Source organism: Marinobacterium sp. BA1, from assembly GCF_041155135.1.
GTDB classification, from domain to species: domain Bacteria; phylum Pseudomonadota; class Gammaproteobacteria; order Pseudomonadales; family Balneatricaceae; genus Marinobacterium; species Marinobacterium iners.
This window is the reverse complement of record NZ_BAAFHC010000001.1, coordinates 3,511,938-3,537,677: the sequence shown is the minus strand read 5'-3', so window position 1 is coordinate 3,537,677 and position 25,740 is coordinate 3,511,938. Positions and strand designations below refer to the sequence as shown.

General features: G+C 56.7%; 22 protein-coding genes and 2 tRNA genes. 6 read left to right on the top strand and 18 right to left on the bottom strand.

Annotated features, from left to right (window positions below; genetic code table 11):
* Window position 1 precedes the first annotated feature (1 nt).
* Both panC and ACAM29_RS17115 read left to right on the top strand, forming a co-directional pair.
* Window positions 2-847 carry a pantoate--beta-alanine ligase gene (gene panC / locus ACAM29_RS17120; protein ID WP_369624850.1) on the top strand — a complete coding sequence of 282 codons (846 nt, stop codon included), beginning with the start codon at window positions 2-4 and terminating at the stop codon, window positions 845-847.
* Between the two features lie 226 nt (window positions 848-1,073).
* The gene (locus ACAM29_RS17115; RefSeq protein ID WP_369625154.1) at window positions 1,074-2,255 is read left to right on the top strand and encodes an acetyl-CoA C-acetyltransferase; all 1,182 of its coding nucleotides are present in this window, start codon (window positions 1,074-1,076) and stop codon (window positions 2,253-2,255) included.
* Window positions 2,256-2,339: 84 nt separating this feature from the next.
* On the opposite strand, the gene ACAM29_RS17110 is transcribed toward ACAM29_RS17115, so the two are convergent.
* Window positions 2,340-3,176 carry a 6-carboxytetrahydropterin synthase gene (locus tag ACAM29_RS17110; RefSeq protein ID WP_369624849.1) on the bottom strand — a complete coding sequence of 279 codons (837 nt, stop codon included), beginning with the start codon at window positions 3,174-3,176 and terminating at the stop codon, window positions 2,340-2,342.
* A gap of 125 nt (window positions 3,177-3,301) precedes the next feature.
* On the opposite strand from ACAM29_RS17110, the gene rsuA reads away from it, so the two are divergent.
* The 3 genes from rsuA to ACAM29_RS17095 are packed head-to-tail and all read left to right on the top strand — an operon-like array spanning window position 3,302 to window position 5,719.
* Entirely contained in the window at window positions 3,302-3,991 is a 690-nt protein-coding gene (gene rsuA, locus ACAM29_RS17105; protein ID WP_369624848.1) for a 16S rRNA pseudouridine(516) synthase RsuA, read from the top strand.
* A 1-nt stretch (window position 3,992) separates the two neighbouring features.
* Window positions 3,993-5,051 (top strand): methyltransferase, encoded by a 1,059-nt coding sequence (locus tag ACAM29_RS17100; protein WP_369625153.1) that lies wholly within the window; start codon window positions 3,993-3,995, stop codon window positions 5,049-5,051.
* Window positions 5,048-5,719, top strand: a complete 672-nt coding sequence (locus ACAM29_RS17095) for a YciC family protein (RefSeq protein ID WP_369624847.1) — start codon at window positions 5,048-5,050, stop codon at window positions 5,717-5,719. The genes ACAM29_RS17100 and ACAM29_RS17095 overlap by 4 nt, the downstream gene beginning before the upstream one ends.
* Window positions 5,720-5,781: 62 nt before the next feature.
* Here ACAM29_RS17095 and pnp read toward each other — a convergent pair whose 3' ends face one another.
* The 14 genes from pnp to ftsH form a co-directional block, all read right to left on the bottom strand.
* Entirely contained in the window at window positions 5,782-7,887 is a 2,106-nt protein-coding gene (pnp, locus tag ACAM29_RS17090; RefSeq protein ID WP_369624846.1) for a polyribonucleotide nucleotidyltransferase, read from the bottom strand.
* Between the two features lie 181 nt (window positions 7,888-8,068).
* Window positions 8,069-8,338 (bottom strand): 30S ribosomal protein S15, encoded by a 270-nt coding sequence (rpsO, locus tag ACAM29_RS17085; protein ID WP_091827653.1) that lies wholly within the window; start codon window positions 8,336-8,338, stop codon window positions 8,069-8,071.
* Between the two features lie 110 nt (window positions 8,339-8,448).
* The gene (gene truB, locus ACAM29_RS17080; RefSeq protein ID WP_369624845.1) at window positions 8,449-9,399 is read right to left on the bottom strand and encodes a tRNA pseudouridine(55) synthase TruB; all 951 of its coding nucleotides are present in this window, start codon (window positions 9,397-9,399) and stop codon (window positions 8,449-8,451) included.
* A 3-nt stretch (window positions 9,400-9,402) separates the two neighbouring features.
* Entirely contained in the window at window positions 9,403-9,807 is a 405-nt protein-coding gene (rbfA, locus tag ACAM29_RS17075; protein ID WP_206836725.1) for a 30S ribosome-binding factor RbfA, read from the bottom strand.
* 10 nt (window positions 9,808-9,817) lie between these two features.
* Complete coding sequence (gene infB / locus ACAM29_RS17070; protein ID WP_369624844.1) at window positions 9,818-12,322, bottom strand: translation initiation factor IF-2; 2,505 nt, start codon at window positions 12,320-12,322, stop codon at window positions 9,818-9,820.
* 27 nt (window positions 12,323-12,349) lie between these two features.
* Window positions 12,350-13,840: a transcription termination factor NusA gene (gene nusA, locus ACAM29_RS17065; RefSeq protein WP_091827657.1), complete on the bottom strand. Its 1,491-nt coding sequence runs from the start codon at window positions 13,838-13,840 to the stop codon at window positions 12,350-12,352.
* A gap of 31 nt (window positions 13,841-13,871) precedes the next feature.
* Window positions 13,872-14,327 (bottom strand): ribosome maturation factor RimP, encoded by a 456-nt coding sequence (gene rimP / locus ACAM29_RS17060; protein ID WP_369624843.1) that lies wholly within the window; start codon window positions 14,325-14,327, stop codon window positions 13,872-13,874.
* 133 nt (window positions 14,328-14,460) lie between these two features.
* Window positions 14,461-14,537, bottom strand: a tRNA-Met gene (locus tag ACAM29_RS17055).
* Window positions 14,538-14,583: 46 nt separating this feature from the next.
* A tRNA-Leu gene (locus ACAM29_RS17050) sits at window positions 14,584-14,669 on the bottom strand.
* A gap of 15 nt (window positions 14,670-14,684) precedes the next feature.
* Window positions 14,685-15,050, bottom strand: coding sequence for a preprotein translocase subunit SecG (gene secG, locus ACAM29_RS17045; RefSeq protein ID WP_091827659.1), 366 nt, complete (start codon window positions 15,048-15,050; stop codon window positions 14,685-14,687).
* 13 nt (window positions 15,051-15,063) lie between these two features.
* Window positions 15,064-15,831, bottom strand: coding sequence for a triose-phosphate isomerase (gene tpiA, locus ACAM29_RS17040; RefSeq protein ID WP_369624842.1), 768 nt, complete (start codon window positions 15,829-15,831; stop codon window positions 15,064-15,066).
* A gap of 42 nt (window positions 15,832-15,873) precedes the next feature.
* A complete protein-coding gene (gene glmM, locus ACAM29_RS17035; protein WP_091827661.1) occupies window positions 15,874-17,226 on the bottom strand; it encodes a phosphoglucosamine mutase in 1,353 nt (450 codons plus the stop codon).
* A gap of 3 nt (window positions 17,227-17,229) precedes the next feature.
* The gene (gene folP, locus ACAM29_RS17030) at window positions 17,230-18,090 is read right to left on the bottom strand and encodes a dihydropteroate synthase (RefSeq protein ID WP_091827676.1); all 861 of its coding nucleotides are present in this window, start codon (window positions 18,088-18,090) and stop codon (window positions 17,230-17,232) included.
* Between the two features lie 76 nt (window positions 18,091-18,166).
* Window positions 18,167-20,173 carry an ATP-dependent zinc metalloprotease FtsH gene (gene ftsH / locus ACAM29_RS17025; protein ID WP_091827662.1) on the bottom strand — a complete coding sequence of 669 codons (2,007 nt, stop codon included), beginning with the start codon at window positions 20,171-20,173 and terminating at the stop codon, window positions 18,167-18,169.
* A 313-nt stretch (window positions 20,174-20,486) separates the two neighbouring features.
* Here ftsH and ACAM29_RS17020 point away from each other — a divergent pair, with 313 nt between their 5' ends.
* Complete coding sequence (locus tag ACAM29_RS17020; protein ID WP_369624841.1) at window positions 20,487-20,789, top strand: YhbY family RNA-binding protein; 303 nt, start codon at window positions 20,487-20,489, stop codon at window positions 20,787-20,789.
* A gap of 52 nt (window positions 20,790-20,841) precedes the next feature.
* On the opposite strand, the gene greA is transcribed toward ACAM29_RS17020, so the two are convergent.
* The 3 genes from greA to carA are packed head-to-tail and all read right to left on the bottom strand — an operon-like array spanning window position 20,842 to window position 25,729.
* The gene (gene greA / locus ACAM29_RS17015; RefSeq protein WP_369624840.1) at window positions 20,842-21,318 is read right to left on the bottom strand and encodes a transcription elongation factor GreA; all 477 of its coding nucleotides are present in this window, start codon (window positions 21,316-21,318) and stop codon (window positions 20,842-20,844) included.
* Window positions 21,315-24,539, bottom strand: coding sequence for a carbamoyl-phosphate synthase large subunit (gene carB / locus ACAM29_RS17010; RefSeq protein WP_091827665.1), 3,225 nt, complete (start codon window positions 24,537-24,539; stop codon window positions 21,315-21,317). Before carB ends, greA begins: the two co-directional genes overlap by 4 nt.
* A gap of 50 nt (window positions 24,540-24,589) precedes the next feature.
* A complete protein-coding gene (gene carA, locus ACAM29_RS17005; protein WP_091827677.1) occupies window positions 24,590-25,729 on the bottom strand; it encodes a glutamine-hydrolyzing carbamoyl-phosphate synthase small subunit in 1,140 nt (379 codons plus the stop codon).
* Window positions 25,730-25,740 lie beyond the last annotated feature (11 nt).

Below are 25,740 nucleotides of genomic sequence, written 5' to 3'. Positions count from 1 at the left end.
TATGAAAACCATCCACACCATTGCGGATCTGCGCACAGCCCTGAAACCGACACGACTGTCCGGCCAGAAAATTGCGCTGGTGCCCACCATGGGCAATCTGCATCAAGGCCACATCAAACTGGTGGAAGCAGCACGCCGGCAAGCCGATACCGTGGTGGCCAGTATCTTCGTCAACCCGCTGCAGTTTGGTGCCAACGAAGATCTCGACAGCTACCCTCGCACTCTGGCCTCCGATCAGGAGAAGCTGATGGCAGCGGGTTGTGACCTGCTGTTTGCACCCGGTGTCAGCGAGGTCTACCCGGAAGGCCAGGACAACCAGACACTGGTTGAGGTCCCGGGCTTGTCCGATCTGCACTGCGGCGCCAGTCGGCCGGGACACTTCCGTGGTGTAACCACCGTGGTATGCAAGCTGTTCAACATTGTCCAGCCGGATCTGGCTGTGTTCGGACTCAAGGATTATCAACAGGTTGCCGTGATTCGCAAGATGGTACGTGACCTCTGCATCCCCGTTGATATTGTGGGTGTTCCGACTGAGCGAGCCGGCAGTGGACTGGCGCTCAGTTCACGCAACGGCTACCTCAGTGCGGACGAACTGGCCATTGCCCCCCTGCTGCAACAAACCCTGCAACAGACCGCCGATGCCGTGCGTAACGGCGCCACGGATTTCAGCGCACTGGAACAGCAGGCGCAACAGCAGCTTGAAGCAGGCGGTTTCCAGCGTGACTACTACCGTATCCTCTGCCGGGATTCACTCCAGCCACCTGAAGCCGGAGATGTTCGCCCTCTGGTCATTCTGGCCGCCGCTCGACTCGGTCCTGCCCGTCTGATCGACAACCTCGAGATCTGACACCACCTTACAGGGGTCCTTGTACTCCCGTTGTGCAGCGCACATAGTTTTGCCTTGGTCTACTTGACACCGCCTGAGCCCTTCGCGCAGACTCGAAGGACCTCATGGCGGTATGGATACCCGTACGCCTGCCCGAGCTGATGCCGACTGAAATATCCCTTTCACCGGCGTGCGTTACACTGAGCCCGGGATCAATAATGATATGAACCAAAGAGGCACTTCCATTATGCGTGATGTTGTTATCGTTGCCGCTGGCCGTACAGCGGTGGGTACTTTCAACGGCTCCCTCTCCTCTCTGACCGCGGCTACTTTGGGCGCTGAAGTACTCAAGGGCCTGCTGCAGAAAACCGGACTGAACCCGGCAGAGGTAGACGAAGTGATTCTGGGCCAGGTACTCACGGCCGGCTGTGGCCAGAACCCGGCACGTCAGGCACTGATCCACGCCGGCATCCCTCAGGAAGTGCCCGCCATGACCATCAACAAGGTGTGCGGCTCCGGCCTCAAGGCCCTGCAGCTGGCGACCCAGGCGATCCGCTGCGGTGATGCCGACGTGATCATCGCCGGCGGCCAGGAAAACATGTCCCAGTCACCCCACCTGCTGCCCAACTCGCGTAATGGTGCACGCATGGGCGACTGGAAGATGATCGACTCCATGATTACCGATGGCCTGTGGGATGCGTTCAACAACTACCACATGGGCATCACCACCGAGAACATTGTCGAGAAATACGGCTTCAGCCGTGAAGAACAGGACGCCTTCGCCTCGGCTTCTCAGAACAAGGCTGAAGCGGCCGTCACCTCTGGCCGCTTCAAGGACGAAATCATTCCGGTCAGCATTCCGCAGCGCAAGGGCGACCCAGTGGTGTTCGACACCGATGAACAGCCCCGCTTTGGCTGCACCCCGGAAGCACTGGCCAAACTGCGCCCGGCCTTCAAGAAAGACGGCACCGTAACCGCCGGTAACAGTTCCACCATCAATGATGGTGCAGCTGCCGTGATTCTGTGTTCGGCCGAAAAGGCGGAAGCGCTGGGGCTGCCGGTTCTGGCCCGGATCAAGGCGTATGCCTCTGCCGGTGTTGATCCTGCCATCATGGGCACAGGCCCGATCTGCGCCACCACCAAGGCGCTGGAAAAGGCGGGCTGGGGCATCAACGACCTGGAACTGGTTGAAGCCAACGAAGCCTTCGCGGCTCAGGCTATGTCCGTCAACAAGGATCTGGGCTGGAACACCGACATCGTCAACGTGAACGGCGGTGCAATTGCGCTGGGCCATCCGATTGGCGCGTCCGGCTGCCGCATTCTGGTGTCACTGGTGCACGAAATGATCAAGCGTGATGCCAAGAAAGGTCTCGCAACTCTGTGTATCGGTGGTGGCATGGGTACAGCACTGGCGATCGAGCGCGACTGATTCGCACCACCTCAACGCAAACAGCCGCCCGAGGGCGGCTGTTTTGTTTCGGTAACACACCAGGCATGAATACCGCCAGGGCCATCACGCCGTAGCAATTGCGCCTTTGCCGATGCCCTCAAATGCACGCACAACCACTTCATCCTGCGGGTGGTCAATTTTGATCTGCTCGGCCAGATGTGCCGCAATTTGCTCGACGGTACTTTCGGTATCAATCAAATAGCAGCAGCGCGCCGGCAGCTCCAGCTCGAACGCGCCCTGAGGCGCCGTATAGGCATAATGGTGCGCACCGGCCGACTGGTTTTTCAGGTGGCTACGGGTACCTATATAGATATCACGGAAGCACTCGGCCCAGCGCCCTTCCAACACCTCATCGCGATGACCGTTACGGTAGATCATGATGCGCGAGCGGTGGCCATGAGCGATCCGCTGGCAGTTGCCGTCATGCTGCTGCAGGCCGTGACTGTAGTGATAGTAGTGCCCATCGATTGACTCGGTCGTGAAAGCAAGCTCAACCCCCTGCACCTGCTCTGGAAACAGCTGACGCAGCTGATCTCGACACCAGTGGGCAACACTGAGCTCGTCAATTTCAGTACAGGGCAGTACAGCAATGGCCTGCTCGGGCGAACGGCAGCGAAAAAGACCACCCTCAGGATAATGCCAACGCACCTCGGCCATGCCGCCCAGCTGCTCAAGCTGCAAGCCCGGCAACTGGGCCGGCACAGCCAGCATATGATCAAGGTGTGCATCCAGCCACTGCTTGACCCGGCGCTTGACCACACCGAAATCACAGATCATTCCCTGAGGGTCAAGACTGCCATCCAGTACCAGCTGCACCGCCCAGGATTCGCCCACCAAACCGCGCTTGGGATGAAGGTAGGAAAAATCCACATGGGTCAGATTATCGACGAAGAGCTTCACGGTGGCCTCGCAACAAGTTTGGGAGCGCTATTCTAGCGGATTCACCGACAGCTTTCATGAGCCCCTGTCGGTGATCTTGCCCGCTACTATATACTAGTACCCTTTCAGCACTTTGCAGGTTGACCATGCGACTCGACAAATACATAGCCAGCGTAACCGACTTTTCCCGCAAAGAGGTCAAGCGCATGCTGCATGCAGACGAAGTGACCGTCAACGGGGAGCATGAGCGTGACGCTGGGCGCAAGGTCAGTGACACCGATGACGTATGTCTGCAGGGAATGCCCCTGGACCCGCCCAGCACCCGTTATATCATGCTGTACAAGCCCGAGGGGGTCGTATGCTCAAACGACGATCCGACCCACCCGACCGTAACGGCGCTGCTTGAGATGCCGCGTGTCGAGCGCCTGCACATCTGCGGCCGACTCGATGTGGATACCACCGGATTGGTACTGCTGACCGATGACGGCCAGTGGGCTCACCGTGTCACATCGCCCAACCGCCACACCGGCAAGATCTATCACGTAATCACCTCGGACCCGATCACGCCTGATACCGTCCGCATCTTTGCCGATGGCATCATGTTGAACGGGGAGCACCGACGCACCAAACCGGCTGAGCTTGAACTACTGTCAGAGCGTGAGGCCCGTGTCTGCCTGCATGAAGGACGCTACCATCAGGTCAAGCGCATGTTTGCCGCCGTCGGCAATCGAGTTGATGCCCTGCATCGCGAGCAGATCGGCGATATTATCCTCGATGAAATGCTCGAACCCGGTGAATACCGTGAACTGACCCCTGGCGAGATCACCAGTGTCTGATATGGATCCCATTGCCCGCGAACTGGAACAGCAACTCAGCCGTCTGAGCGCTCAAGCCCTCTGGCTGGTGGATGAAAACCCGCTGCCCCGCTGCCGTCCGAACCCGTCAGTAGAGGTAGTTGGCAACCGTTTCGATGTGATTGAGCAGCTCCAACAGCAGGGCTGGAATGCCCGGTTCAATGACTTTGAACTCGAAACACTGCCAAGTGCCTGCTTCAACACGATCCTGTACCGGGTCTCCAAGGAAAAGGCTGTGGTACACCATCTGATCGGCGCGGCAAAACGCCTGCTCAAACCAAACGGTGAACTGATTCTGCTGGGTGACAAGGCCGAAGGTATTCGTACCTACGTGCGCAAGGCCGAGACGTGCCTTGGAGGCAGCCGCACTGAGAGCAAACTCGGGGGCAACAGCTGGTGTGCTCGCATAGTGCGCGGTGGCGAAGAGGGTGAGTGCCCCGACAGTCAGAGTTATGCCGAACTGCGCTCGGCCTGTTCGGATCAGCGACTTGAATACTGGGCCAAACCCGGCCTGTTTGGCTGGAACAAAATCGACCGAGGCAGCGCTTTCCTGATCGAGCAGTTACCGGCCATGCTGGAAACACCTCTGCCACTGTCCGGTTCAGTGCTGGATCTGGGCTGTGGCTTCGGCTACCTTGCGCTCAATGCAGCAGGTCCTGAAACCCGGCTGGTGTGCACTGACAATAATGCCGCTGCCCTGCTGGCCTGCCAATACAATCTTCGGCGTGCCGGAATCAGTGGCGAGGTACTGGCCAGCAATGCGGGGGACAGCATCCGGCAACAGTTTGATACCCTGCTGTGCAACCCCCCCTTCCACAGCGGTTTCAGTGTCGATGGTGACCTAACCGACCGTTTCCTAGCAGCCGCACAGCGCCTGCTGACATCACAGGGTAGCGCCTGTTTTGTCGTCAATCAGCACATCCCGCTTGAGCGCAAGGCGGTTGGTCGCTTTGCCGACATCAGCCTGTGGGCCGATAATGGCAGCTTCAAACTGGTTCGATTGCGCAAACCGATTAATTCAACTGTTCAGGGACACTCATGACCTTCGATTATCTTCGCCAGAGCCTGTTCTTTTTCCGTACTCATCTTAGCCGACTGGCACTGATTCAGATCCCCTTCCTGTTGCTAATCACGGTGGTACAGTATCAGCTGCTGCAAGGAGGGGAGTCCGCCGAGGCTGCGCGCACTACCAGCAGCGTCTTCATCAGCTCGGCACTGGATCTGGCCCTGATGCCAATCTATTGGGGGGCCACTCTGCTGTATATGCAGTCGGTGCTGCAGGGGCAAACACTGTCCACCAGCCAGGCGATCAGCCTCAGCCTGGCCTGCTGGGGACGCCTGCTGCTGACGTATATTCTGACAACCCTGGCGGTTTCGACCGGTCTTTTGTTACTCATTCTCCCCGGGATCTACATTAGTATCAGGCTGGCCTTTGCCAAGTTCTACTGCGTGATAGAAGGCAAGGGGCCGATGGAATCCCTCCGCGCCAGCTGGGCCAGCAGCAGTGAATTTTTCTGGCCACTGCTGCAGGGGCTGGCACTGATTTTCGGTGTATTGATGCTGGCTGAAGTGATGATCGGGCAGATGCTGAGTGAGACTCGAATACTGATGCTGGCGCTGTCACTGCTGGTGCAGTTTCTGGGCGTCATGTCGAGCATCTACGCCTATCGCATCTACTGTGTGATGAAAGAGGAACACAAACCGCTCTGACCATAAAAAAGCCCCTGCCGACGCAAATCGGCAGGGGCTTTTCAAAGTCGATACAACGCTGTTTAGCTGGAAACAGACTCGTCTTCGATCAGGTCTTTCATGGACAGCTTGATGCGACCACGCATATCCACATCCAGCACCTTGACCTTCACCACGTCATCCATCTTGATGTAGTCAGTCACGGCCTGAACACGCTCCTTGGCGATTTGGGAGATATGGACCAGACCATCCTTGCCCGGGAGGATGTTAACGAATGCACCGAACTCTTCGATCCGCACCACCTTGCCTTCGTAGATCTTGCCCACTTCAGCTTCAGCCGTGATCGCCATGACGCGATCCAGAGCCGCTTTGCCCTTGGCCTTATCATCAGCGTAGATGCGGACAGTACCGTCATCTTCGATATCGATCATAGCGCCGGTTTCTTCGGTCAGGCCGCGAATGGTGGCACCACCCTTACCGATCAGGTCACGGATTTTCTCCGGGTTGATCTTCAGCAGCTGCATGGCCGGCGCGTTATCCGGCAGTTCAGGACGTGCATAGCCAATAACCAGCGCCATCTCTTTCAGGATGTGCTTGCGCGCTTCGTGTGCCTGCTCCAGCGCGATCTCCATGATCTCTTCAGTGATACCGGTGATCTTGATATCCATCTGCAGGGCTGTAACACCCGCTTCGGTACCGGCTACCTTGAAGTCCATATCACCGAGGTGGTCTTCGTCACCCAGAATATCGGTCAGAACGGCAAAGCGATCATTTTCCTTCACCAAACCCATGGCAATACCGGCCACAGGCGCTTTCAGCGGTACACCCGCGTCCATCATCGCCAGAGAGGCGCCACAAACGGATGCCATGGAGCTGGAGCCGTTGGACTCGGTAATCTCGGATACGATACGGATGGTGTACGGGAATTCTTCCTGAGTCGGCAACACAGCCGCAACACCACGACGAGCCAGACGACCATGACCAATTTCGCGACGGCCTGCACCCATCATGCGGCCGGCCTCACCCACGGAGTACGGAGGGAAGTTGTAGTGCAGCATGAACGGATCCTTGCGTTCACCTTCCAGCGCATCGATGATCTGCTGATCACGGCTGGTACCCAGAGTACAGGTCGCGATCGCCTGAGTTTCACCGCGGGTAAACAGCGCTGAGCCGTGTACACCCTTGAGCAGATCGATCTCGACATTGATCGGACGTACGGTTTTGGTATCACGGCCATCGATACGCGGCTCGCCATCGATAATGCGGTTACGCACAATCTCTTTTTCCAGCGAGCTGAAAATCGCGGACACTTCCTTGCCGGAGGGCTGACCCTCTTCACTGCCAGACAGTGCTTCAACCGCCTGCGCACGCAGTTCAGCCAGGCTGGACTGACGCTGCATTTTGTCAGCAACCTGATAGGCAGATGCAATACCGGCACCAACCAGCTCACGCACTTGAGCGATCAGGGCTTCGTTCTTGGTCGCGGGCTGCCAGTCCCACTTCGGCTTGCCGGCTTCAGCTACCAGTTCGTTGATGGCGTTGATCACCACCTGCATTTCCTGGTGTGCAAACAGTACGGCGCCAAGCATTTCGTCTTCGGTCAGCTCTTTGGCTTCAGACTCAACCATCAGTACTGCATCGGCAGTACCGGCTACAACCATGTCCAGCTCAGAGGTTGCAAGCTCCGCATAGGTCGGGTTCAGGATGTAACCGTCAGCTTCAGTAAAGCCTACACGTGCTCCGCCGATCGGACCCATGAACGGCAGGCCGGAGATTGCCAGTGCCGCAGAGGTACCGATCATGGCCGCGATATCCGGATCGTTGACCTTATCAGCCGACATCACGGTACAGACCACCTGAACTTCGTTCATGAAGCCTTTCGGGAACAGCGGACGGATCGGACGGTCGATCAGGCGCGAGGTCAGCGTTTCCTTCTCGGAAGGACGCGCTTCACGCTTGAAGAAGCCACCTGGTATACGGCCTACAGCGTAGTATTTTTCCTGGTAATGAACCGACAGCGGGAAGAAGTCCTGACCTTCACGCATCTCTTTGGAGCCGACTACGGTACAGAGTACCTGAACGCCGTCCATGGTAACCATGACGGCACCGGTGGCCTGACGGGCTACCTTGCCGGTTTCGATGGTGATGGTATGTTTGCCGAACTGAAATGATTTACTGATCGCTTGCACGATAGAAACTCCTCGGGTTTGTGTATTCCCGTCAGCGGACCAACCAACCCTCTTTTCAAGCCAGTACTCAGTTGCCGACTGTAGCAGTCGTCAAGTGAGTACAGGCTGGATGATTGTGTCGCTTTAACGGGCTGTAGATAAAACTGAGGCCATACACTGTATGGCCTCAGGATGGAACTGCTTAGCGACGCAGCCCAAGACGGCCGATCAGCGCCAGATAGCGGTCAGCGTCTTTGCCTTTCAGGTAGTCCAGCAGCTTACGACGCTGGTTTACCATGCGGATCAGACCACGGCGAGAGTGGTGATCCTGCTTGTGCGACTTGAAGTGACCCTGCAGGCCTTCGATGTTCGCAGTCAGCAGCGCAACCTGTACTTCGGTAGAACCGGTATCACCAGCGCCACGACCGAATTCAGCAACGATTTCCGCTTTTTTCTCGTTAGAAAGAGCCATTGTATATCTCCTCGTTAATATGCACACAGTGACCTGCACTGCGGATTGATAGACGCGCTGCACCGAGCATATTTTCAGTACAGCGTCAGTTTGGCTTCAGCCAAATCGGTTCAAGCGGTGCTGACAAGGCGTTTGCCCTTCAGCGCCCCTTTGGCATCGCGTTCGGCGATACCGAGAAATTCGTCGGTTACACGATTGAATACCAGAAACTCATCCGCATCCGGCAATCGATCGTCAACACGCAGCCTTTGCCCCATCTGCAGTCTTTCGGCTTCAGCCGCTTCCAGCTGAATCCGTGGCAAATCGGACACCGGCGCCCAAGCCGGTAATAATAGCGCATCCAGCCGCTGTTGTATGCTGTTTTGAGCCTCCTCTGCCTGAGGTTGTGCCAGGTTTTGCAGCTGCTCCAGCGTCATCATCTGGTCGGCATGGAAAGGGCCTGTCTGCAGCCTGCGCAACACACTGACATGGGCACCACAGCCCAGCAGCAAGCCCAGATCCTCAACGATGCTGCGGATATAGGTGCCCTTGGAACAGAACACCTCCAAATCCACCTCATCCGCGCGCAACGCCAGCAGCCTGATCTCGTGAATCCGTACACGGCGGGGTTTAACTTCAACCTCGACACCCTGACGTGCCAGCTTGTACAACGGCTGGCCGTTAAGTTTGAGAGCCGAATACACCGGCGGAACCTGCTCGATCTCGCCACTGAAATGCTCGACCAGCAACGCTTCAATCTGCTCTCGGCTGAGGCTTGCAGGAACCGGCTTTTCTTCGGTGATCTCACCCTCAGCATCACAGGTATCGGTACGCTGCCCCAGTTTTCCAGTGGTCAGATAACGCTTGTCCGAATCCAGCAGGTACTGGGAAAACTTGGTTGCTTCGCCCAGACAGATCGGCAGCAGGCCGGTCGCCAGAGGATCCAGCGCCCCGGTGTGGCCGGCCTTGGCGGCACCATAGATTCTTTTGACCCTTTGCAGGGCAGCATTGGAAGATAGCCCCTGAGGCTTATCCAACAGAAAAAGGCCGCTGATTGGGCGGCCTTTTGGTTTACGGGCCATGCTTCAGTTCCCGTTATCGTCTTCGTTATCCGGGCGGTTGCTCTCCTGCTGCCAGGCCTTTTCAATCAGGCCATGCAGGTGACGCCCCCGCTCAACGGTTTCGTCAAAATGGAATCGCAGCTGCGGCATGACCCGCAACTTGATTCCGCGAGACAGCTCCGTGCGCAGGAATCCAGCGGCGTTATTGAGCACCGTACGTGAACTCTTGATCACCTCGGCTTCAGTCTGATCACCAATCGCCAGCACGGTGAAGTAGATATCGGCATAGCCGAGATCCTTGCTCACCTTGACGTGGCTGATAGTCACCATACCCAGCCGCGGATCCTTTATCTCGCGCTGGATCAGGGTGGCCAGATCACGCTGGATCTGGTCCCCTACCCGGTCGGTACGTTTGAAATCGCGTGCCATGATGCTCCGCTTACAGCGTACGCTGTACTTCAATGGTGTCGAACACTTCGATCTGGTCACCGACCTTCACGTCGTTGTAGTTCTTCACCCCGATACCACATTCCATACCCTGACGTACTTCGGCCACGGCATCCTTGAAGCGACGCAGAGATTCCAGCTCGCCCTCATAGATCACCACGTTGTCGCGCAGTACACGGATACGCTTGTTACGGTAAACCGTACCCTCGGTCACCATACAACCGGCGATGGCGCCCAGCTTCGGTGAACGGAACACATCACGCACCTGAGCAATACCGACGATCTCTTCACGGTATTCCGGTGACAGCAGACCGGTCATCGCCTGTTTTACGTCATCAATGATGTCGTAAATAACGCTGTAGTAGCGCAGCTCAAGCTCTTCGCGTTCAACCACGGCCTTGGCCTGGTTGTCGGCACGGACGTTGAAGCCGATCAGGATCGCCGAAGAGGCCAGTGCCAGGTTGGCGTCGGTCTCGGCAATGCCGCCAACACCGCTGGAAACAATGTTCACCTTCACTTCGTCGGTCGACAGGTCTTCCAGTGACTGGATGATCGCTTCCAGAGAGCCACGCACATCCGCCTTGAGGACGATGTTCAGTGACTTCACATCGCCGGCCTGCATGTTCTCGAACAGGTTTTCCAGCTTGGCTTTCTGCTGACGGGCGAGCTTCACTTCGCGGTACTTGCCCTGACGGAAGAGCGCCACTTCGCGGGCTTTCTTCTCGCTGGACACCACGGTGAACTCGTCACCGGCATCCGGGGTACCGTCAAGGCCAAGGATCTCGACCGGAATCGCGGGACCGGCTTCATCGATCGGCTTGCCGTTTTCGTCCAGCATCGCACGTACACGACCGTAATGCAGGCCAGCCAGCACGATGTCGCCCTTGCGCAGGGTACCGTTCTGTACCAGCAGGGTGGACACGGAACCACGGCCCTTGTCGACGCGCGATTCAACCACAACACCCTGACCCGGTGCATCTTTCACGGCTGTCAGTTCAAGCAGCTCGGCCTGCAGCAGGATCGCATCCAGCAGTCCATCGATGCCTTCGCCGCTCTTGGCGGAAACATGCGCAAACTGCACGTCGCCACCCCACTCTTCAGGCAGTACGTCACGCTGAGCCAGCTCGTTCTTCACGCGGTCCAGATCGGCATCTTCCTTGTCGATCTTGTTCACGGCCACCACCAAAGGTACACCGGCGGCTTTCGCGTGCTGGATCGCTTCTTCAGTCTGCGGCATCACGCCGTCATCTGCGGCAACAACCAGCACTACAATGTCGGTCAGCTGAGCACCGCGTGCACGCATGGCGGTAAACGCCGCATGCCCCGGAGTATCCAGGAAGGTCACCATGCCATTGTCGGTTTCAACGTGGTAGGCACCGATATGCTGGGTAATGCCACCCGCTTCACCGGTTGCCACCTTGGTGCGACGGATGTAGTCAAGCAGTGAAGTCTTGCCGTGGTCAACGTGACCCATGACAGTTACCACCGGTGCACGGCCAACCTTTTCACCCTGAGCCGCCTGAACGCTCTCGATCAGCGCGTCTTCAATGGCATTTTCCTGCATCGGAATGGCCTTGTGGCCCATCTCTTCCACCACCAGTACGGCGGTGTCCTGATCCAGTACCTGATTGATGGTCGCCATGGCGCCCATCTTGAACATTACCTTGATGACCTCAGCGGCCTTGATCGACATCTTCTTGGCCAGTTCGGCCACGGTGATGCTCTCAGGGATATTTACCTCATGCACCACCGGTGCAGTCGGCTTTTCGAAGCCATGCTGGTTCGGGCCACCACTGCGGCCTCGACCTGCAGGTGCACGTTTGCCAGCCTTGCCGCGACGACCGCGAGTATCGTCCTGACGAGCGGTTTTACCACCCTTGCCACGACGAGGACGGTCGTCATCATCACTGCGACGAGACTTTTCCTTGTCTTTGCGGCGCGGGTTTTCAGTGACAGGCTCAGCCAGCACTTCGGGCTCAGGTGCAGCAGTGGCGGCCGGTTTGGCCTTCGCCGTCACTTCAGCTGACGGTGCTGCCTGTTCTTCAGCAGGCGGCGCTTTGGCATCAGTCTTAGCGGCTTCGGTCACAGCTTCAGCCTGAGGCTCTGGGGCGGGCGCAGCTTCCACAACAGGCTCTGCCACAGCAGCCACTTCTTCTACAACCGTCGCAGGGGCTGCGTCGTCTTCCAGCAGCGAACGCTTAACATAGGTACGCTTCTTGCGTACTTCAACGCTGACAGTCTTGCGTTTGCCTGAGGCACCGGAGACTTTCAGCTCAGACTTGGTCTTGCGCTTGAGCGTAATCTTGCTGGGTTCAGCAGCATCCACGTTTTCGCCATGACTACGCTTGAGGTGACTCAGAAGCTTCAAGCGCTCCTCTTCGGTCACACTCGACTCAATTTTCTTTGCACCGATGCCGGCTTCCTGCATTTGCGTCAACAGACGCTCAGCGGATACACCAACCACATCGGCAAGTTGCTTCACGGTTACTTCTGCCATATATGTGTTCTCCTCTTCCGCTGGCGTTTACTGCTCTTGCGCAAACCAAGGCGCACGGGCCGTCATGATCAGCTCGGCTGCCTGTTCTTCAGTAAGACCTTCCACTTCCAGCAGATCTTCAACCGCTTGCTCGGCAAGATCTTCCATGGTGATGATGCCACGGGATGCCAGCTGGAATGCCAGCGTGCGTTCCATGCCATCCATGTTCAGCAGGTCTTCTGCCGGTTCCGCATCGCCAAGCTGCTCTTCACTGGCGATCGCCAGATTGATCAGAGCATCCTTGGCACGGCTACGAAGGGCTTCAACCAGCTCTTCGTCAAATTCTTCAATTTCGAGCATCTCTTCTTCCGGGACATAAGCCACTTCTTCAATGGAAGTGAAGCCTTCAGCCACCAGTATTTCAGCCAGCTCTTCATCAATATCAAGATGCTTGATGAACATATCCACCACAGCACCCACTTCAGTCTGCTGCTTCTCGGCCGCTTCATCTTCGGACATGACATTCAGCGTCCAGCCGGTAAGCTCACTGGCCAAACGCACATTCTGTCCGCTGCGGCCAATCGCCATAGCCAGTGCTTCTTCAGCCACGGCCACATCCATGGAGTGACTTTCCTCATCCATCACTATGGACGCCACTTCAGCCGGGGCCATCGCGTTGATGACCAGCTGGGCCGGGTTGTCATCCCACAGGATGATATCGACCCGTTCGCCACCCAGCTCATTGGATACGGCCTGAACACGAGAGCCACGCATGCCGACACAGGCTCCGACCGGATCAATACGACCGTCATTGGTCTTGACCGCAATTTTGGCACGCGCTCCCGGATCACGTGCTGCTGCACGGATTTCGATGACATCTTCCGCAATCTCGGGTACTTCGATGCTGAACAACTCGATCAGCATGGCGTTGGAGGTACGGCTGAGTACCAGCTGCGGACCACGCCCTTCGCTGCGGACTTCCTGCAGCACAGCACGCACACGATCACCCATGCGGAAGCTTTCACGCGGAATCAGATTCTCACGCGGCAGCAGCGCTTCAGCGTTGTTGCCCAAGTCCACAATAATATTATCGCGGGTGACTTTCTTCACAGTGCCGGCCACCAGCTCGCCCTTGCGATCCTGATACTGCTCAACCACTTTGGCACGCTCGGCTTCACGCACTTTTTGCACGATAACCTGCTTAGCGGTTTGTGCAGCGATGCGCCCAAAGGCAACAGATTCAACCTGCTCTTCCCAGATATCACCGGGCTTGAGGTTAGGGTCGATCTCCAGCGCTTCTTCCAGGGTCAGCTCAGTACCCAGCGCAGGCACTTCATCATTACTGACCACCAGCCAGCGGCGCCAGGTTTCGTAACCGCCGGTTGCACGATCAATTACTACACGGATATCCGCTTCTTCGTCATAGCGTTTCTTTGTAGCCGTAGCCAAAGCCACTTCTATCGCTTCAAAAATGACGGCCTTGGGCACATCCTTTTCATTAGAAACAGCTTCTGCAACCTGTAGAATCTCTTTATTCATACGACTGCCTCGCCAAACCTTTAAACCGGTGTTAAAACTGGGGAATCACATTGGCACGATCGATATAGTCGATCGGCAACAGATACTCTTCGTCATCGACAACCAGCAGAACTTCGTCACCTTCGACGCCATTCAGCAGGCCCTTGAATTTTCTGCGCCCCTCAAAGGGCACCCGCAACCGCAGTTGCACCTGATGCCCGGCATACGCCTGGAATTGTTCCAGCGTATACAAGGGACGATCCATGCCGGGTGACGACACCTCCAGCATGTATTGTTCAGGGATGGGGTCTTCCACATCCAGAATACCGCTTACCTGATGGCTGACGCGGGCACAGTCATCCACGCTGACCCCATTTGGACCATCAATATAGATCCGCAACGTACTGTTACGACCGGCGGAGTGAAAATCCAGTCCCCAGAGCTCAAGCTCCAGGGCGGTCACGACCGGCTCAATCAATTCCTGCAAAGTTTTCAATCTGGCTGACACAGAGGACGACCTCGTTCTGCATGTACCTGAAACAAAAAATGGGTCTCTGAGGACCCATTTCTGACGCGGCACCTGGTGCCCTTTTGTTCACCTACGAAAAAGCCCCTGAAAAGGGGCTTAAACGTAAAGAAAATGGTAGCGGGGGCTGGATTTGAACCAACGACCTTCGGGTTATGAGCCCGACGAGCTACCAGACTGCTCCACCCCGCATCAGAAACAGGTGCACATTATACACAACACCTGCCTGTCTTACAAATGGTGCCGAAGGCCGGACTCGAACCGGCACGAGCATAGCTCACCACCCCCTCAAGATGGCGTGTCTACCAATTTCACCACTTCGGCTTTAACTGTTTGATCTTACTCGGCAACCGGAATATCAGATTCCGATGCCTTGCCTGCAGCCGCATCCAGCTCAGGAAGATCACGCTGGGGTTCTGCTGCTGACTCAATCAGCTCTGCAGACGGGATACCCGCGTCATTAACACTTTCCGCACGCTGCTTGGCGTAAACGGCCAGTGCAAAACTGGTGGCGAAGATACCTGCAGCAAGCACTGCAGTCAATCGCCCAAGAAAACTTTTTGACCCCTGACTGCCAAACACGGTCTGGGACGCACCACCACCGAAGGCGGCACCCGCTTCTGCACCCTTACCCTGCTGCAGCAGCACCAGCGCAATAATTGCAGCAGCCAGCAGTACATGAACGATCAGAACCAGACTTTCCATCATCTATACCGTATCAGCCGGCGACTGCCGCGGCACGGCAGATCGCAATAAAATCATTAGCCTTCAATGAAGCCCCCCCAATAAGGCCGCCATCAATATCAGGCTTTGCGAACAGCTCTGCGGCGTTATCAGCATTAACACTGCCACCGTAGAGCAATTGAACATTTTGACCGACAACACCCGCCACCCTGACCAAAACTGTCCGAATATGTGCGTGTACTTCCTGAGCTTGCTCGGGCGACGCTGTTTTTCCGGTACCTATGGCCCATACTGGCTCATACGCGACCACAAGGCGCTCAAACTCGTCTGCTTCAAGACCGGATACCGCAGCACACAACTGCCGGGCAACTACATCAAGCGCCTCACCGGACTCTCGCTGCGCCAGGGTCTCCCCCACACACAGAACCGGCTTCAGCCCCGCACGCAAGGCGGCCAGTGTCTTTGCTGCCACTTGCTCATCATCTTCATGATAAAGAGAGCGCCGTTCCGAGTGACCCACAATAACCATGTGGCAGCCAACATCTCGCAACATCGCAGCAGACACCTCTCCCGTATAGGCCCCGGCATTATGCTCGCTCAGATTCTGAGCACCAAGCGAGACCACAGAACCTTCCAGCTGCAAACCTACCGAGTGCAGATAGACTGCAGGCGGACAGATACCAACCTCAACACTACCGACCGGACTGACTTCAAGCGACTCGACAAGTGAGGCAACCAGTGTATGGTTGGCCGCAGTCTCACCGTTCATCTTCCAGTTTCCGATTACCAGCGCGTTTCGCATTGATATCCCCTTACGAAAGAGGCGCATATGTTATCCGAGCACTCACTGGCTGGCAAGTACCGCCAGTTCTTTTTCTACCCTTGCAGCCAGTTCCTGACAGAGGCGCTTCACTTCAGCACCATCCTCACCTTCAACCATAACCCTCACCACCGGCTCGGTACCCGATGGGCGCAGCAGAACACGCCCACGACTGCCCAGCTCGGACTCAGTGGCTGCTACAGCCTCCTGCACCGGCGCGACCTGACTCAGGTCAGGCCGACCCGGCATGGAAACATTGATCATGACTTGAGGCATTTTGTGCATACCGGCCTTTAATTCATGCAGAGACTGGCCGTGTTCCTGTATCGCTTTCAGAACCTGAAGCGCCGCAACCAGTCCATCGCCAGTCGTGGTCAGATTGCCGCACACGATATGGCCCGAGCTTTCACCACCGAGGACCCAGCCATGCTGCTGCATCTGCTCGATCACGTAGCGATCACCGACCTTTGCTCTAACAAAAGGCACATCCAGCTGCGCGAGCGCTTGCTCCAGACCAAAATTCGACATCAGTGTGCCAACCACACCCCCACTCAAAGCCTGTTGCTGCAGCAGGCTCCGCGCGATAATAAACAGAATTTCATCACCATCAACCAGCTCACCGAGATGATCCACCAGCATCAGGCGGTCACCATCACCATCCAGTGCCACACCCAAGTCAGCCTCTTCGGCCATCACCACTTTTTGCAGCCGTGTCGTGTCGGTAGCACCACAGGCTTCATTGATATTGACCCCGTCAGGCGAAGACGCAATCTCAATCACCTCGGCACCCAGCTCCGCCAGCACTTTTGGTGCCACGTGATAGGTCGCGCCATTGGCACAATCGAGAATGATTTTGAGCCCCCTGAGATTCAGGTTGCCGCTGACAGTCCCTTTACAGAATTCTATGTAGCGCCCTGCCGCATCATCAACACGGCGAACCTTGCCCAAGTCGACGGACGGCACCGTCGTCATGGACAGATCCATTTGTGCCTCAATCGCACGCTCAATGCTGTCCGGGAGTTTGGTGCCATCGCCGGAAAAGAACTTGATGCCGTTATCGGAATAGACATTGTGCGAGGCACTGATCACAATTCCGGCGTTTGCTCTGAAGGTTCGGGTGAGGTAGGCAATCGCAGGTGTGGGCATGGGCCCGGTGAGCAGCACATCCACCCCCGCCGCTGACAACCCGGCCTCAAGTGCAGACTCGAACATGTAACCTGAAATACGCGTATCCTTCCCAATCAGGATTTTGCTTCGCCCCTCACGGGCAAAAACACAGCCCGCCGCCCAACCCAGTTTGAGAACAAAATCAGGCGTGATCGGGAACTGGCCTACCTCACCACGAATACCATCGGTTCCAAAATACTTCCTGCTCACCGGTCACACTCCTGCCGTTTCGTTAAGAACCGCTTCGGTCATTCGCACCACATCTACCGTAGGCGCCACATCATGAACGCGGATAATTTTTGCCCCCTTGCCAACCGCCAGTGCGACAGTAGCCAGACTGCCATAGAGACGCTGATCCACCGGCCTGCCAAGTGCCAGCCCTACCATTGATTTGCGGGAGGTCCCCACCAAAAGCGGTGCACCGAGCGCCTGCAGTCGCTGCATCCGATTCAACAGCTCAAGATTATGCTCAAGTGTCTTACCAAAACCAAATCCGGGGTCCAGCACTATCCGATCATCCGAGATGCCTGCCTCTCGACAACGCTGGAGCTGAAACTGTAAAAAATGCTCCACTTCTTCCGTCACATCACGATAATGGGGCCTCAGCTGCATGGTAGCTGGGCTGCTACCCTGCATGTGCATGACGCAGAGTGCCAGATCAGACGCAACTGCCACCTCAAAAGCCCCCGGTCGCGAGAACGAACGCACATCATTGAGCAGATGCGCACCGGCACTTGCGGCAGCCTGCATCACTTCAGGCGCACTGGTATCGACTGAGAGCACCACATCCAACTCGCGTGACAGCCTCTCCACCACCGGTACGACTCTTTCCAGCTCTTCCTGAACCGGTACCGGTTCAGCGCCGGGACGAGTTGATTCACCCCCGATATCGATCAGGGTTGCGCCCTGATTTACCATCTGCGCAGCTTTCTGTAGCGCGCGTTCAACCGAGAGATGCTGTGCTTCATAGACGCTGCCACCATCCGAAAATGAGTCGGGTGTGACGTTAAGAATCCCCATCACCTGCGCCCGCGCCAGATCCAGCGTGCGACCGGCACATTTCAAAACCGCCATAGCTGTTAAATCCTGCAACTGAAACAAAAAAGGCCAGCGCGCACGCCAGCCTTTATATAATACCAGAGCCCCGACTTCAGCGATCATCCTCGCGGCGAGGCCTTTCCTGATCATCCTGATTCGGAGCCTGCGGGTCATCATCGACACCTGCATCCCCTGTACCGACATCCGCCTCGTCGCTTGCCTCACCCGGCTGTGACTGCTCACGAGTCTTGCGTTCTTCCATATCACGCTCGGCCTGATCTGCTCGCTCCTGAGCCTCAACCCAGCCGTCCGGCGGAGTTACCTCCTGCCGTGCCATCAACTGATCCAGCTGCACTGCACCGATGGTTTCGTACTTCATCAATGCCTGGGCCATGGCATCCAGAATATCGCGATTATCTTCAAGCGTCTTCTTCGCGCGGGCATAGCATTCATCGATGATCGTCTTCACTTCAGCATCGATGCGACGCTGAGTTTCTTCCGACATCGGTTTGGCACCCTGCCCCATGCCACGACCAAACGGATCATCATCTTCATCACCGTACAGCAGCGGGCCAAGGTTTTCACTCAGACCCCAGCGAGTCACCATATTGCGAGCCAGAGACGTGGCTTTCTGAATATCGTTGGAAGCACCGGTAGTCACACCCTCCTTGCCCAGTGTCATCTCTTCCGCCAGACGACCACCATACAGGGAACAGATCTGGGAAATAATCCACTGACGGCTGTGGCTGTAACGATCCTCTTCCGGCAGGAACATGGTAACGCCCAGCGCACGTCCACGCGGAATGATCGACACTTTGTACACAGGGTCGTGCTCCGGCATTACACGGCCAATAATGGCATGACCTGCCTCATGATAGGCCGTATTCAGGCGCTCCTTATAGGACATCACCATGGATTTGCGCTCAGCACCCATCATGATTTTGTCCTTGGCCTGCTCGAATTGCTCCATGCCGACCGTACGACGGTTGTTGCGCGCTGCAAACAACGCAGCCTCGTTGACCAGGTTGGCCAAGTCAGCACCAGAGAAGCCGGGCGTACCGCGCGCAATCAATTCAGGTTTAACGTCATCACCCAGCGGCACCTTGCGCATATGTACTTTCAAAATCTGTTCACGACCGCGGATATCCGGCAGACCTACATGCACCTGGCGGTCAAAACGGCCGGGGCGCAACAACGCAGGGTCAAGCACATCGGGGCGGTTAGTGGCTGCAATTACGATAATGCCTTCGGTACCCTCAAAGCCGTCCATCTCGACCAGCAACTGGTTCAACGTCTGCTCGCGCTCATCGTTGCCACCACCCATACCAACACCACGGTGACGACCTACGGCATCAATCTCATCGATGAATATGATGCAGGGGGCATGCTTTTTGGCCTGCTCGAACATGTCACGCACACGCGAAGCACCTACACCCACAAACATTTCCACAAAGTCAGAACCGGAAATACTGAAGAAAGGTACGCGCGCCTCACCTGCGATTGCCTTGGCCAACAGGGTTTTACCGGTACCAGGAGACCCTGCCATCAGCACACCGCGCGGGATATGCCCCCCCAGGCGCTGGAACTTGCCGGGATCACGCAGGTAATCGACAAGCTCTTTCACCTCTTCCTTAGCTTCCTCAACACCCGCCACATCATCAAACGTGGTCTTGACCTGATCTTCGCTCATCATGCGTGCCTTGGACTTGCCGAACGACATGGGCCCACCCTTGCCGCCACCGCCGCCCTGCATCTGGCGCATGAAAAACATGAACACGGCAATAATCACCAGGATCGGGAAAGAGGCGACCAACAACTGGGTCCAGATGCTCTGCCGCTCCGGCTGCTTGCCTTCGATCACCACATTATGTTGCAGCAGGTCATCGATAAGCTTGGGATCCTGTACCGCCGGTCGCACGGTCTCGAAACGCTCCCCATTACTGCGTTGCCCAATGATGGTATAGCCATCGATGGTGACCTTGGATACACGGTCAGCCTGAACCTCAGCAACAAAGTCTGAATAACTCAGCTTTCCGGCATCACTCTCGGCACTGAAATTGTTGAAGACTGTGAGCAGGACTGCTGCTATCACCAGCCACAACACCAGATTTTTTGCCATATCGTTCAATGGATCACCCTCTGTTCACTCAATTCTGTCGGCCATACTGATTGCCACTTTCAACCAATCGGTACCGCCCTGCAACCTGTTTATCGTTGTACGCGTGCAAACCCTGTTCCGAGCAGGCAGCAACATGAAATCCTATTAACTTCCTTCGATTCGCCAAATCGAAAAATGTTCCTTAGCGCCCCCTCGGCAACATCACCGTCAGGCGAGACCGAAGCGCTACTCAGGCCGGCATGACTCAGGTAAAATACCTCTTTATCTGATCAAACGGGATCCATCCCCGAATCAAGAGGCACCATATTCTAGTATGAGCTTGACGCCTGAGCAAAAGAAGCACTTCCGCACCCTGGGTCATAACCTGAACCCGATCGTTATGGTGGCCGGCAAGGGGCTGTCCGAAAACATTCAGCTTGAAGTGGATCGCGCCCTTGAAGACCACGAACTGATCAAGGTGAAGTTCTCCGTTGGAGATCGCGACATCAAGCGCCAACTGGTGCGCGAGCTGTGCGATATCGTGGAAGCAGAACTGGTACAGCAGATCGGCAACATTACCCTGCTTTATCGACCTTCACGCGACCCCAACCCCAAACTGTCCAATTTACTGCGCTGAGACGCAGCCAAAAAAAACCGCCGACACCCGGCGGTTTTTTTATTTCAGCTGACTAGATATGCTCTACCGCTGCAATTTCATACTCGATCATGCTGGAAGGCGTCTGCACAGCTGCAATATCCCCTTCCATCTTACCTACCAACGCGCGCGCGATCGGTGAGTTGACCGAAATCTTGCCGTCCTTGATGCTGGCTTCATCATCACCCACGATCTGATAGCGCACTTCCTCTTCGGTATCGATGTTGATCAACTCCACCGTGGTGCCGAAAATCACCTTACCCGTATGCGGAATATCTGTAACGTCAATTACCTGAGCCTGAGACAACTTGTACTCAAGTTCACGAATACGACCTTCAATAAAACCCTGCTGCTCTCGAGCGGCGTGGTACTCGGCATTTTCTTTCAGGTCGCCATGTTCACGCGCTTCAGCGATGGCCGCAATCACCGCGGGACGCTGGACCGACTTGAGGTCGGCCAGCTCTTCACGCAGTTTCTTTTCACCGGCAACCGTCATCGGTACCCGTTTCATTCTGCTACTCCTGCGTGCACGTCCTGCAGACGACGCACGGTTTTCTCTTCGCCATATTTCAGCGCTTCAGCGGTCGCTGCTGCCCCTGCCAGTGTTGTGGTATAGGGAACCTTGTGCTGCAGCGCCGAACGACGAATTTCAGCGGAATCGGCAATCGCCTTGCGGCCCTCAGTGGTATTGATCACATAAACGATTTCACCGTTCTTGATCATGTCCACGATATTGGGACGACCTTCCGCCACCTTATTCACTCGTGCCACGCTCAGTCCTGCCTCTTCAAGCAGCGCAGCAGTACCTGCCGTTGCCACCAGGGAAAAGCCCAGTGCTGCCAAGTCTTTGGCTACCGGCACGACTGCAGTCTTATCCACGTCACGTACGGAGATAAACGCTTTGCCACTGGCTGACGGCATCTTCTCACCGGCACCAATCTGCGCCTTCATGAACGCTTCGCCAAAAGTGGCCCCGGTACCCATAACCTCACCGGTCGACTTCATTTCCGGGCCAAGGATCGGGTCCACGCCCGGGAACTTGTTGAACGGGAATACCGCTTCCTTCACGTTGAAGAATTTCGGTACGATCTCCTCGGTGAAACCAAGTTCCTGCAAGGTCCTGCCGGTCATCACCAGCGCTGCGATCTTGGCCAGCGATACTCCGATGCACTTGGAAACGAACGGTACGGTACGAGAAGCACGCGGATTCACCTCGATGACGTAAATTTCGCCATCCTGATAGGCCAACTGCACGTTCATCAGACCGACCACGCCCAGTTCCAGTGCCATCTTGCGGACCATCTCACGCATTTCGTCCTGCACATCGGCCGCCAGGCTGTACGGCGGCAGCGAACAAGCCGAGTCACCAGAGTGAACACCCGCCTGCTCGATATGCTGCATGATGGCACCGATGACGACGGTTTTGCCGTCGCTGACGGCATCGATATCGACCTCAACCGCAGCATTCAAAAAATGGTCCAGCAGCACCGGAGCATCGTTGGAGACCTGCACCGCAGTAGTCATGTAGCGACGCAGCTCGTCTTCCTTGTAGACGATTTCCATGGCACGACCACCCAACACGTAGGAGGGGCGCACCACCAGCGGGTAACCGATCTTGCCGGCGCCAACGATCGCCTCTTCCAGGCTACGCACGGTGGCGTTTTCCGGCTGTTTCAGACCCAGTCGCTTGAGCATCTGCTGGAACTGCTCACGGTCTTCGGCACGGTCGATCGCTTCCGGGCTGGTACCAATTATCGGTACACCGGCCTGCTCCAGCGCTACCGCCAGTTTCAGCGGCGTCTGACCACCGTACTGCACGATCACACCCTTGGGCTTCTCGACATGAACGATTTCAAGCACGTCTTCGAGGGTAATCGGCTCAAAGAACAGTCGGTCGGAGGTGTCATAGTCGGTGGAGACGGTTTCCGGGTTACAGTTGACCATAATGGTCTCATAACCGTCTTCACGCGCCGCCAGCGCTGCATGTACGCAGCAATAGTCAAACTCGATACCCTGGCCGATACGGTTCGGGCCACCACCGATCACCATGATCTTCTCACGGTCGGACGGGTTGGCTTCGCACTCTTCCTCATAGGTGGAGTACATGTAGGCGGTGTCGGTGGCAAACTCGGCGGCACAAGTATCTACGCGCTTGAACACCGGGCGTACACCCAGGCTTTGACGCTGCTTGCGGAACGACTTTTCACTCACACCCAACAGCTGCGCCAGGCGTGCATCGGAGAAGCCCTTGCGCTTGAGGCGGAAGATCTGACCCTTGTCAAGATCGCTCAGCGCGGTTTCGGACACGCGCTGCTCATCCTTGATGATGTCTTCGATCTGTACCAGGAACCAGGGATCCACGCCGCTCAGCTTGTAGATTTCATCCACGCTCATGCCGAGACGGAAAGCGTCACCGATGTACCAGATACGCTCAGCACCCGGCTGGGTCAGTTCACGCACGATATCGTCACGCGCGTCTTCGGCATTCAGATCCACGATCGGATCGAAGCCGGTAGCACCGACTTCAAGCCCGCGCAGGGCTTTCTGCAGTGACTCCTGCTGAGTACGGCCGATCGCCATCACCTCGCCCACGGACTTCATCTGAGTCGTCAGACGGCTGTTGGCCTGCGGGAACTTTTCAAAGGTGAAACGCGGAATCTTGGTGACAACATAATCGATGGACGGCTCGAACGATGCCGGGGTGCGGCCACCGGTAATATCATTCTGCAGCTCATCCAGGGTGTAACCTACCGCCAGCTTGGCCGCGATCTTGGCGATCGGGAAGCCGGTGGCCTTGGATGCCAGGGCGGAAGAGCGCGACACACGGGGGTTCATCTCGATCACAACGACACGGCCAGTTTCCGGGTCCACGCCGAACTGCACGTTGGAGCCACCGGTTTCGACACCGATCTCACGCAGTACCGCGATCGATGCGTTACGCATGATCTGGTACTCTTTGTCGGTCAGGGTCTGAGCCGGGGCCACGGTAATGGAGTCACCGGTATGCACGCCCATGGCGTCAAAGTTCTCGATCGAGCAGACGATGATGCAATTGTCGTTCTTGTCGCGAACAACCTCCATCTCGTACTCTTTCCAGCCGATCAGGGATTCGTCGATCAGCAGCTCTTTGGTCGGCGACAGATCCAGACCGCGCTCACAGATCTCGATGTACTCTTCGCGGTTGTAGGCGATACCGCCACCGGAGCCACCCATGGTAAAGGAGGGACGGATGATGGCCGGGAAGCCGATGGAGTCCAGCACCTGCAACGCTTCTTCCATGCTGTGCGCGATGGCGGAGCGCGGGCACTCAAGGCCGATGTTCTTCATCGCCTTGTCGAAACGCTCACGGTCTTCCGCCTTGTCGATGGCATCCTGGGTCGCACCGATCATCTCGACGCCGAATTCGGCCAGCACACCTTCGCGGTCCAGGTCCAGCGCACAGTTCAGTGCAGTCTGGCCGCCCATGGTCGGCAGCAGTGCATCCGGGCGCTCTTTTTCGATGATCTTGGCAACGGTCTTCCAGTTGATCGGCTCGATGTAGGTCGCATCCGCCATGGCCGGGTCGGTCATGATGGTCGCCGGGTTGGAGTTCACCAGAATGACACGGTAACCCTCTTCACGCAGCGCCTTGCACGCCTGGGCTCCGGAGTAGTCGAATTCGCAGGCCTGTCCGATCACGATCGGGCCCGCACCAAGGATGAGAATACTGTTTATGTCCGTACGTTTTGGCATCTGTCTTAACCGGTCGTCTCTGTTGCTGTCACTGACTTGTCAGGGCGGATTCAGGCCTGCTGGCGCGCTTGCATCTGCTCGATAAAACGATCGAACAGAGGCGCGACATCATGCGGGCCGGGACTGGCTTCAGGGTGCCCCTGGAAGCTGAACGCAGGCACGTCCGTGCGCTCGATCCCCTGCAGTGTACCGTCGAACAGGGATTTATGGGTTGCACGCAGATTGGCCGGCAGCGAGGCCTCGTCTACGGCAAAACCGTGGTTCTGGCTGGTGATCATCACACGGGCGCTGTCCAGATCCTGCACCGGGTGGTTGGCACCGTGGTGACCATGGTTCATTTTCAGCGTTTTGGCACCGGAGGCCAGCGCCAGCAGCTGATGCCCCAGGCAGATACCGAATACCGGCACGCCACTGCTCAGAATCTCGCCGATCGCCGTAATGGCGTAATCGCAGGGTTCAGGGTCGCCGGGGCCGTTGGAGAGGAACACGCCATCCGGATTCAGCGCCAGTACCTCTGCAGCGGGAGTCTGGGCCGGAACAACGGTCAGGCGACAGCCACGCTCGACCAGCATCCGCAGGATGTTGAGTTTCACACCGAAGTCGTAGGCCACAACATGGAACGGCAGCTCGGCATCAGTTTTATCCTGATGGCCTTCGCCCAGCTTCCATGTAGTGGAGCGCCAGTCGTAACGCTCGGTCACGCTGACCTCTTTGGCCAGGTCCATGCCCTTCAGACCCGGGAACGCACGCGCGGCTTCCAGGGCCTTGTTTTCGTCTAGATTTTCACCGGCCATGACACAGCCGTTCTGCGAGCCCTTCTCACGCAGAATGCGGGTCAGGCGACGGGTATCGATATCGGCGATACCGACAATGTTATTGGCCTTAAGGTACTGATCCAGCGACTGTTCCGAACGGAAGTTGCTCGCCACCAGCGGCAGATCACGGATCACCAGGCCGGCGGCCCATGTGCGATCGGATTCGGCATCTTCCGCGTTGGCACCGGTGTTTCCGATGTGTGGGTAGGTCAGGGTCACAATCTGGCGGCAGTAGGAAGGATCGGTCAGGATCTCCTGATATCCGGTCATGGAGGTGTTAAACACCACCTCACCACTGGACTCACCATCGGCGCCAATTGCTATTCCCCTGAAAATGCTGCCGTCTTCAAGGGCTAGAATGGCTGGTCGCGTCAATTGAACCTCCC

What these genes read in the sequence shown, in the direction of transcription:
- panC (WP_369624850.1), top strand. Translation starts at nt 2, where the DNA reads ATGAAAACCATCCACACCATTGCGGATCTGCGCACAGCCCTGAAACCG.
- ACAM29_RS17115 (WP_369625154.1), top strand. Translation starts at nt 1,074, where the DNA reads ATGCGTGATGTTGTTATCGTTGCCGCTGGCCGTACAGCGGTGGGTACT.
- rsuA (WP_369624848.1), top strand. Translation starts at nt 3,302, where the DNA reads ATGCGACTCGACAAATACATAGCCAGCGTAACCGACTTTTCCCGCAAA.
- ACAM29_RS17100 (WP_369625153.1), top strand. Translation starts at nt 3,993, where the DNA reads ATGGATCCCATTGCCCGCGAACTGGAACAGCAACTCAGCCGTCTGAGC.
- ACAM29_RS17095 (WP_369624847.1), top strand. Translation starts at nt 5,048, where the DNA reads ATGACCTTCGATTATCTTCGCCAGAGCCTGTTCTTTTTCCGTACTCAT.
- rpsO (WP_091827653.1), bottom strand. Translation starts at nt 8,338, where the DNA reads ATGGCTCTTTCTAACGAGAAAAAAGCGGAAATCGTTGCTGAATTCGGT.
- truB (WP_369624845.1), bottom strand. Translation starts at nt 9,399, where the DNA reads ATGGCCCGTAAACCAAAAGGCCGCCCAATCAGCGGCCTTTTTCTGTTG.
- rbfA (WP_206836725.1), bottom strand. Translation starts at nt 9,807, where the DNA reads ATGGCACGCGATTTCAAACGTACCGACCGGGTAGGGGACCAGATCCAG.
- infB (WP_369624844.1), bottom strand. Translation starts at nt 12,322, where the DNA reads ATGGCAGAAGTAACCGTGAAGCAACTTGCCGATGTGGTTGGTGTATCC.
- nusA (WP_091827657.1), bottom strand. Translation starts at nt 13,840, where the DNA reads ATGAATAAAGAGATTCTACAGGTTGCAGAAGCTGTTTCTAATGAAAAG.
- secG (WP_091827659.1), bottom strand. Translation starts at nt 15,050, where the DNA reads ATGGAAAGTCTGGTTCTGATCGTTCATGTACTGCTGGCTGCTGCAATT.
- tpiA (WP_369624842.1), bottom strand. Translation starts at nt 15,831, where the DNA reads ATGCGAAACGCGCTGGTAATCGGAAACTGGAAGATGAACGGTGAGACT.
- folP (WP_091827676.1), bottom strand. Translation starts at nt 18,090, where the DNA reads ATGGCGGTTTTGAAATGTGCCGGTCGCACGCTGGATCTGGCGCGGGCG.
- ftsH (WP_091827662.1), bottom strand. Translation starts at nt 20,173, where the DNA reads ATGGCAAAAAATCTGGTGTTGTGGCTGGTGATAGCAGCAGTCCTGCTC.
- ACAM29_RS17020 (WP_369624841.1), top strand. Translation starts at nt 20,487, where the DNA reads ATGAGCTTGACGCCTGAGCAAAAGAAGCACTTCCGCACCCTGGGTCAT.
- greA (WP_369624840.1), bottom strand. Translation starts at nt 21,318, where the DNA reads ATGAAACGGGTACCGATGACGGTTGCCGGTGAAAAGAAACTGCGTGAA.
- carB (WP_091827665.1), bottom strand. Translation starts at nt 24,539, where the DNA reads ATGCCAAAACGTACGGACATAAACAGTATTCTCATCCTTGGTGCGGGC.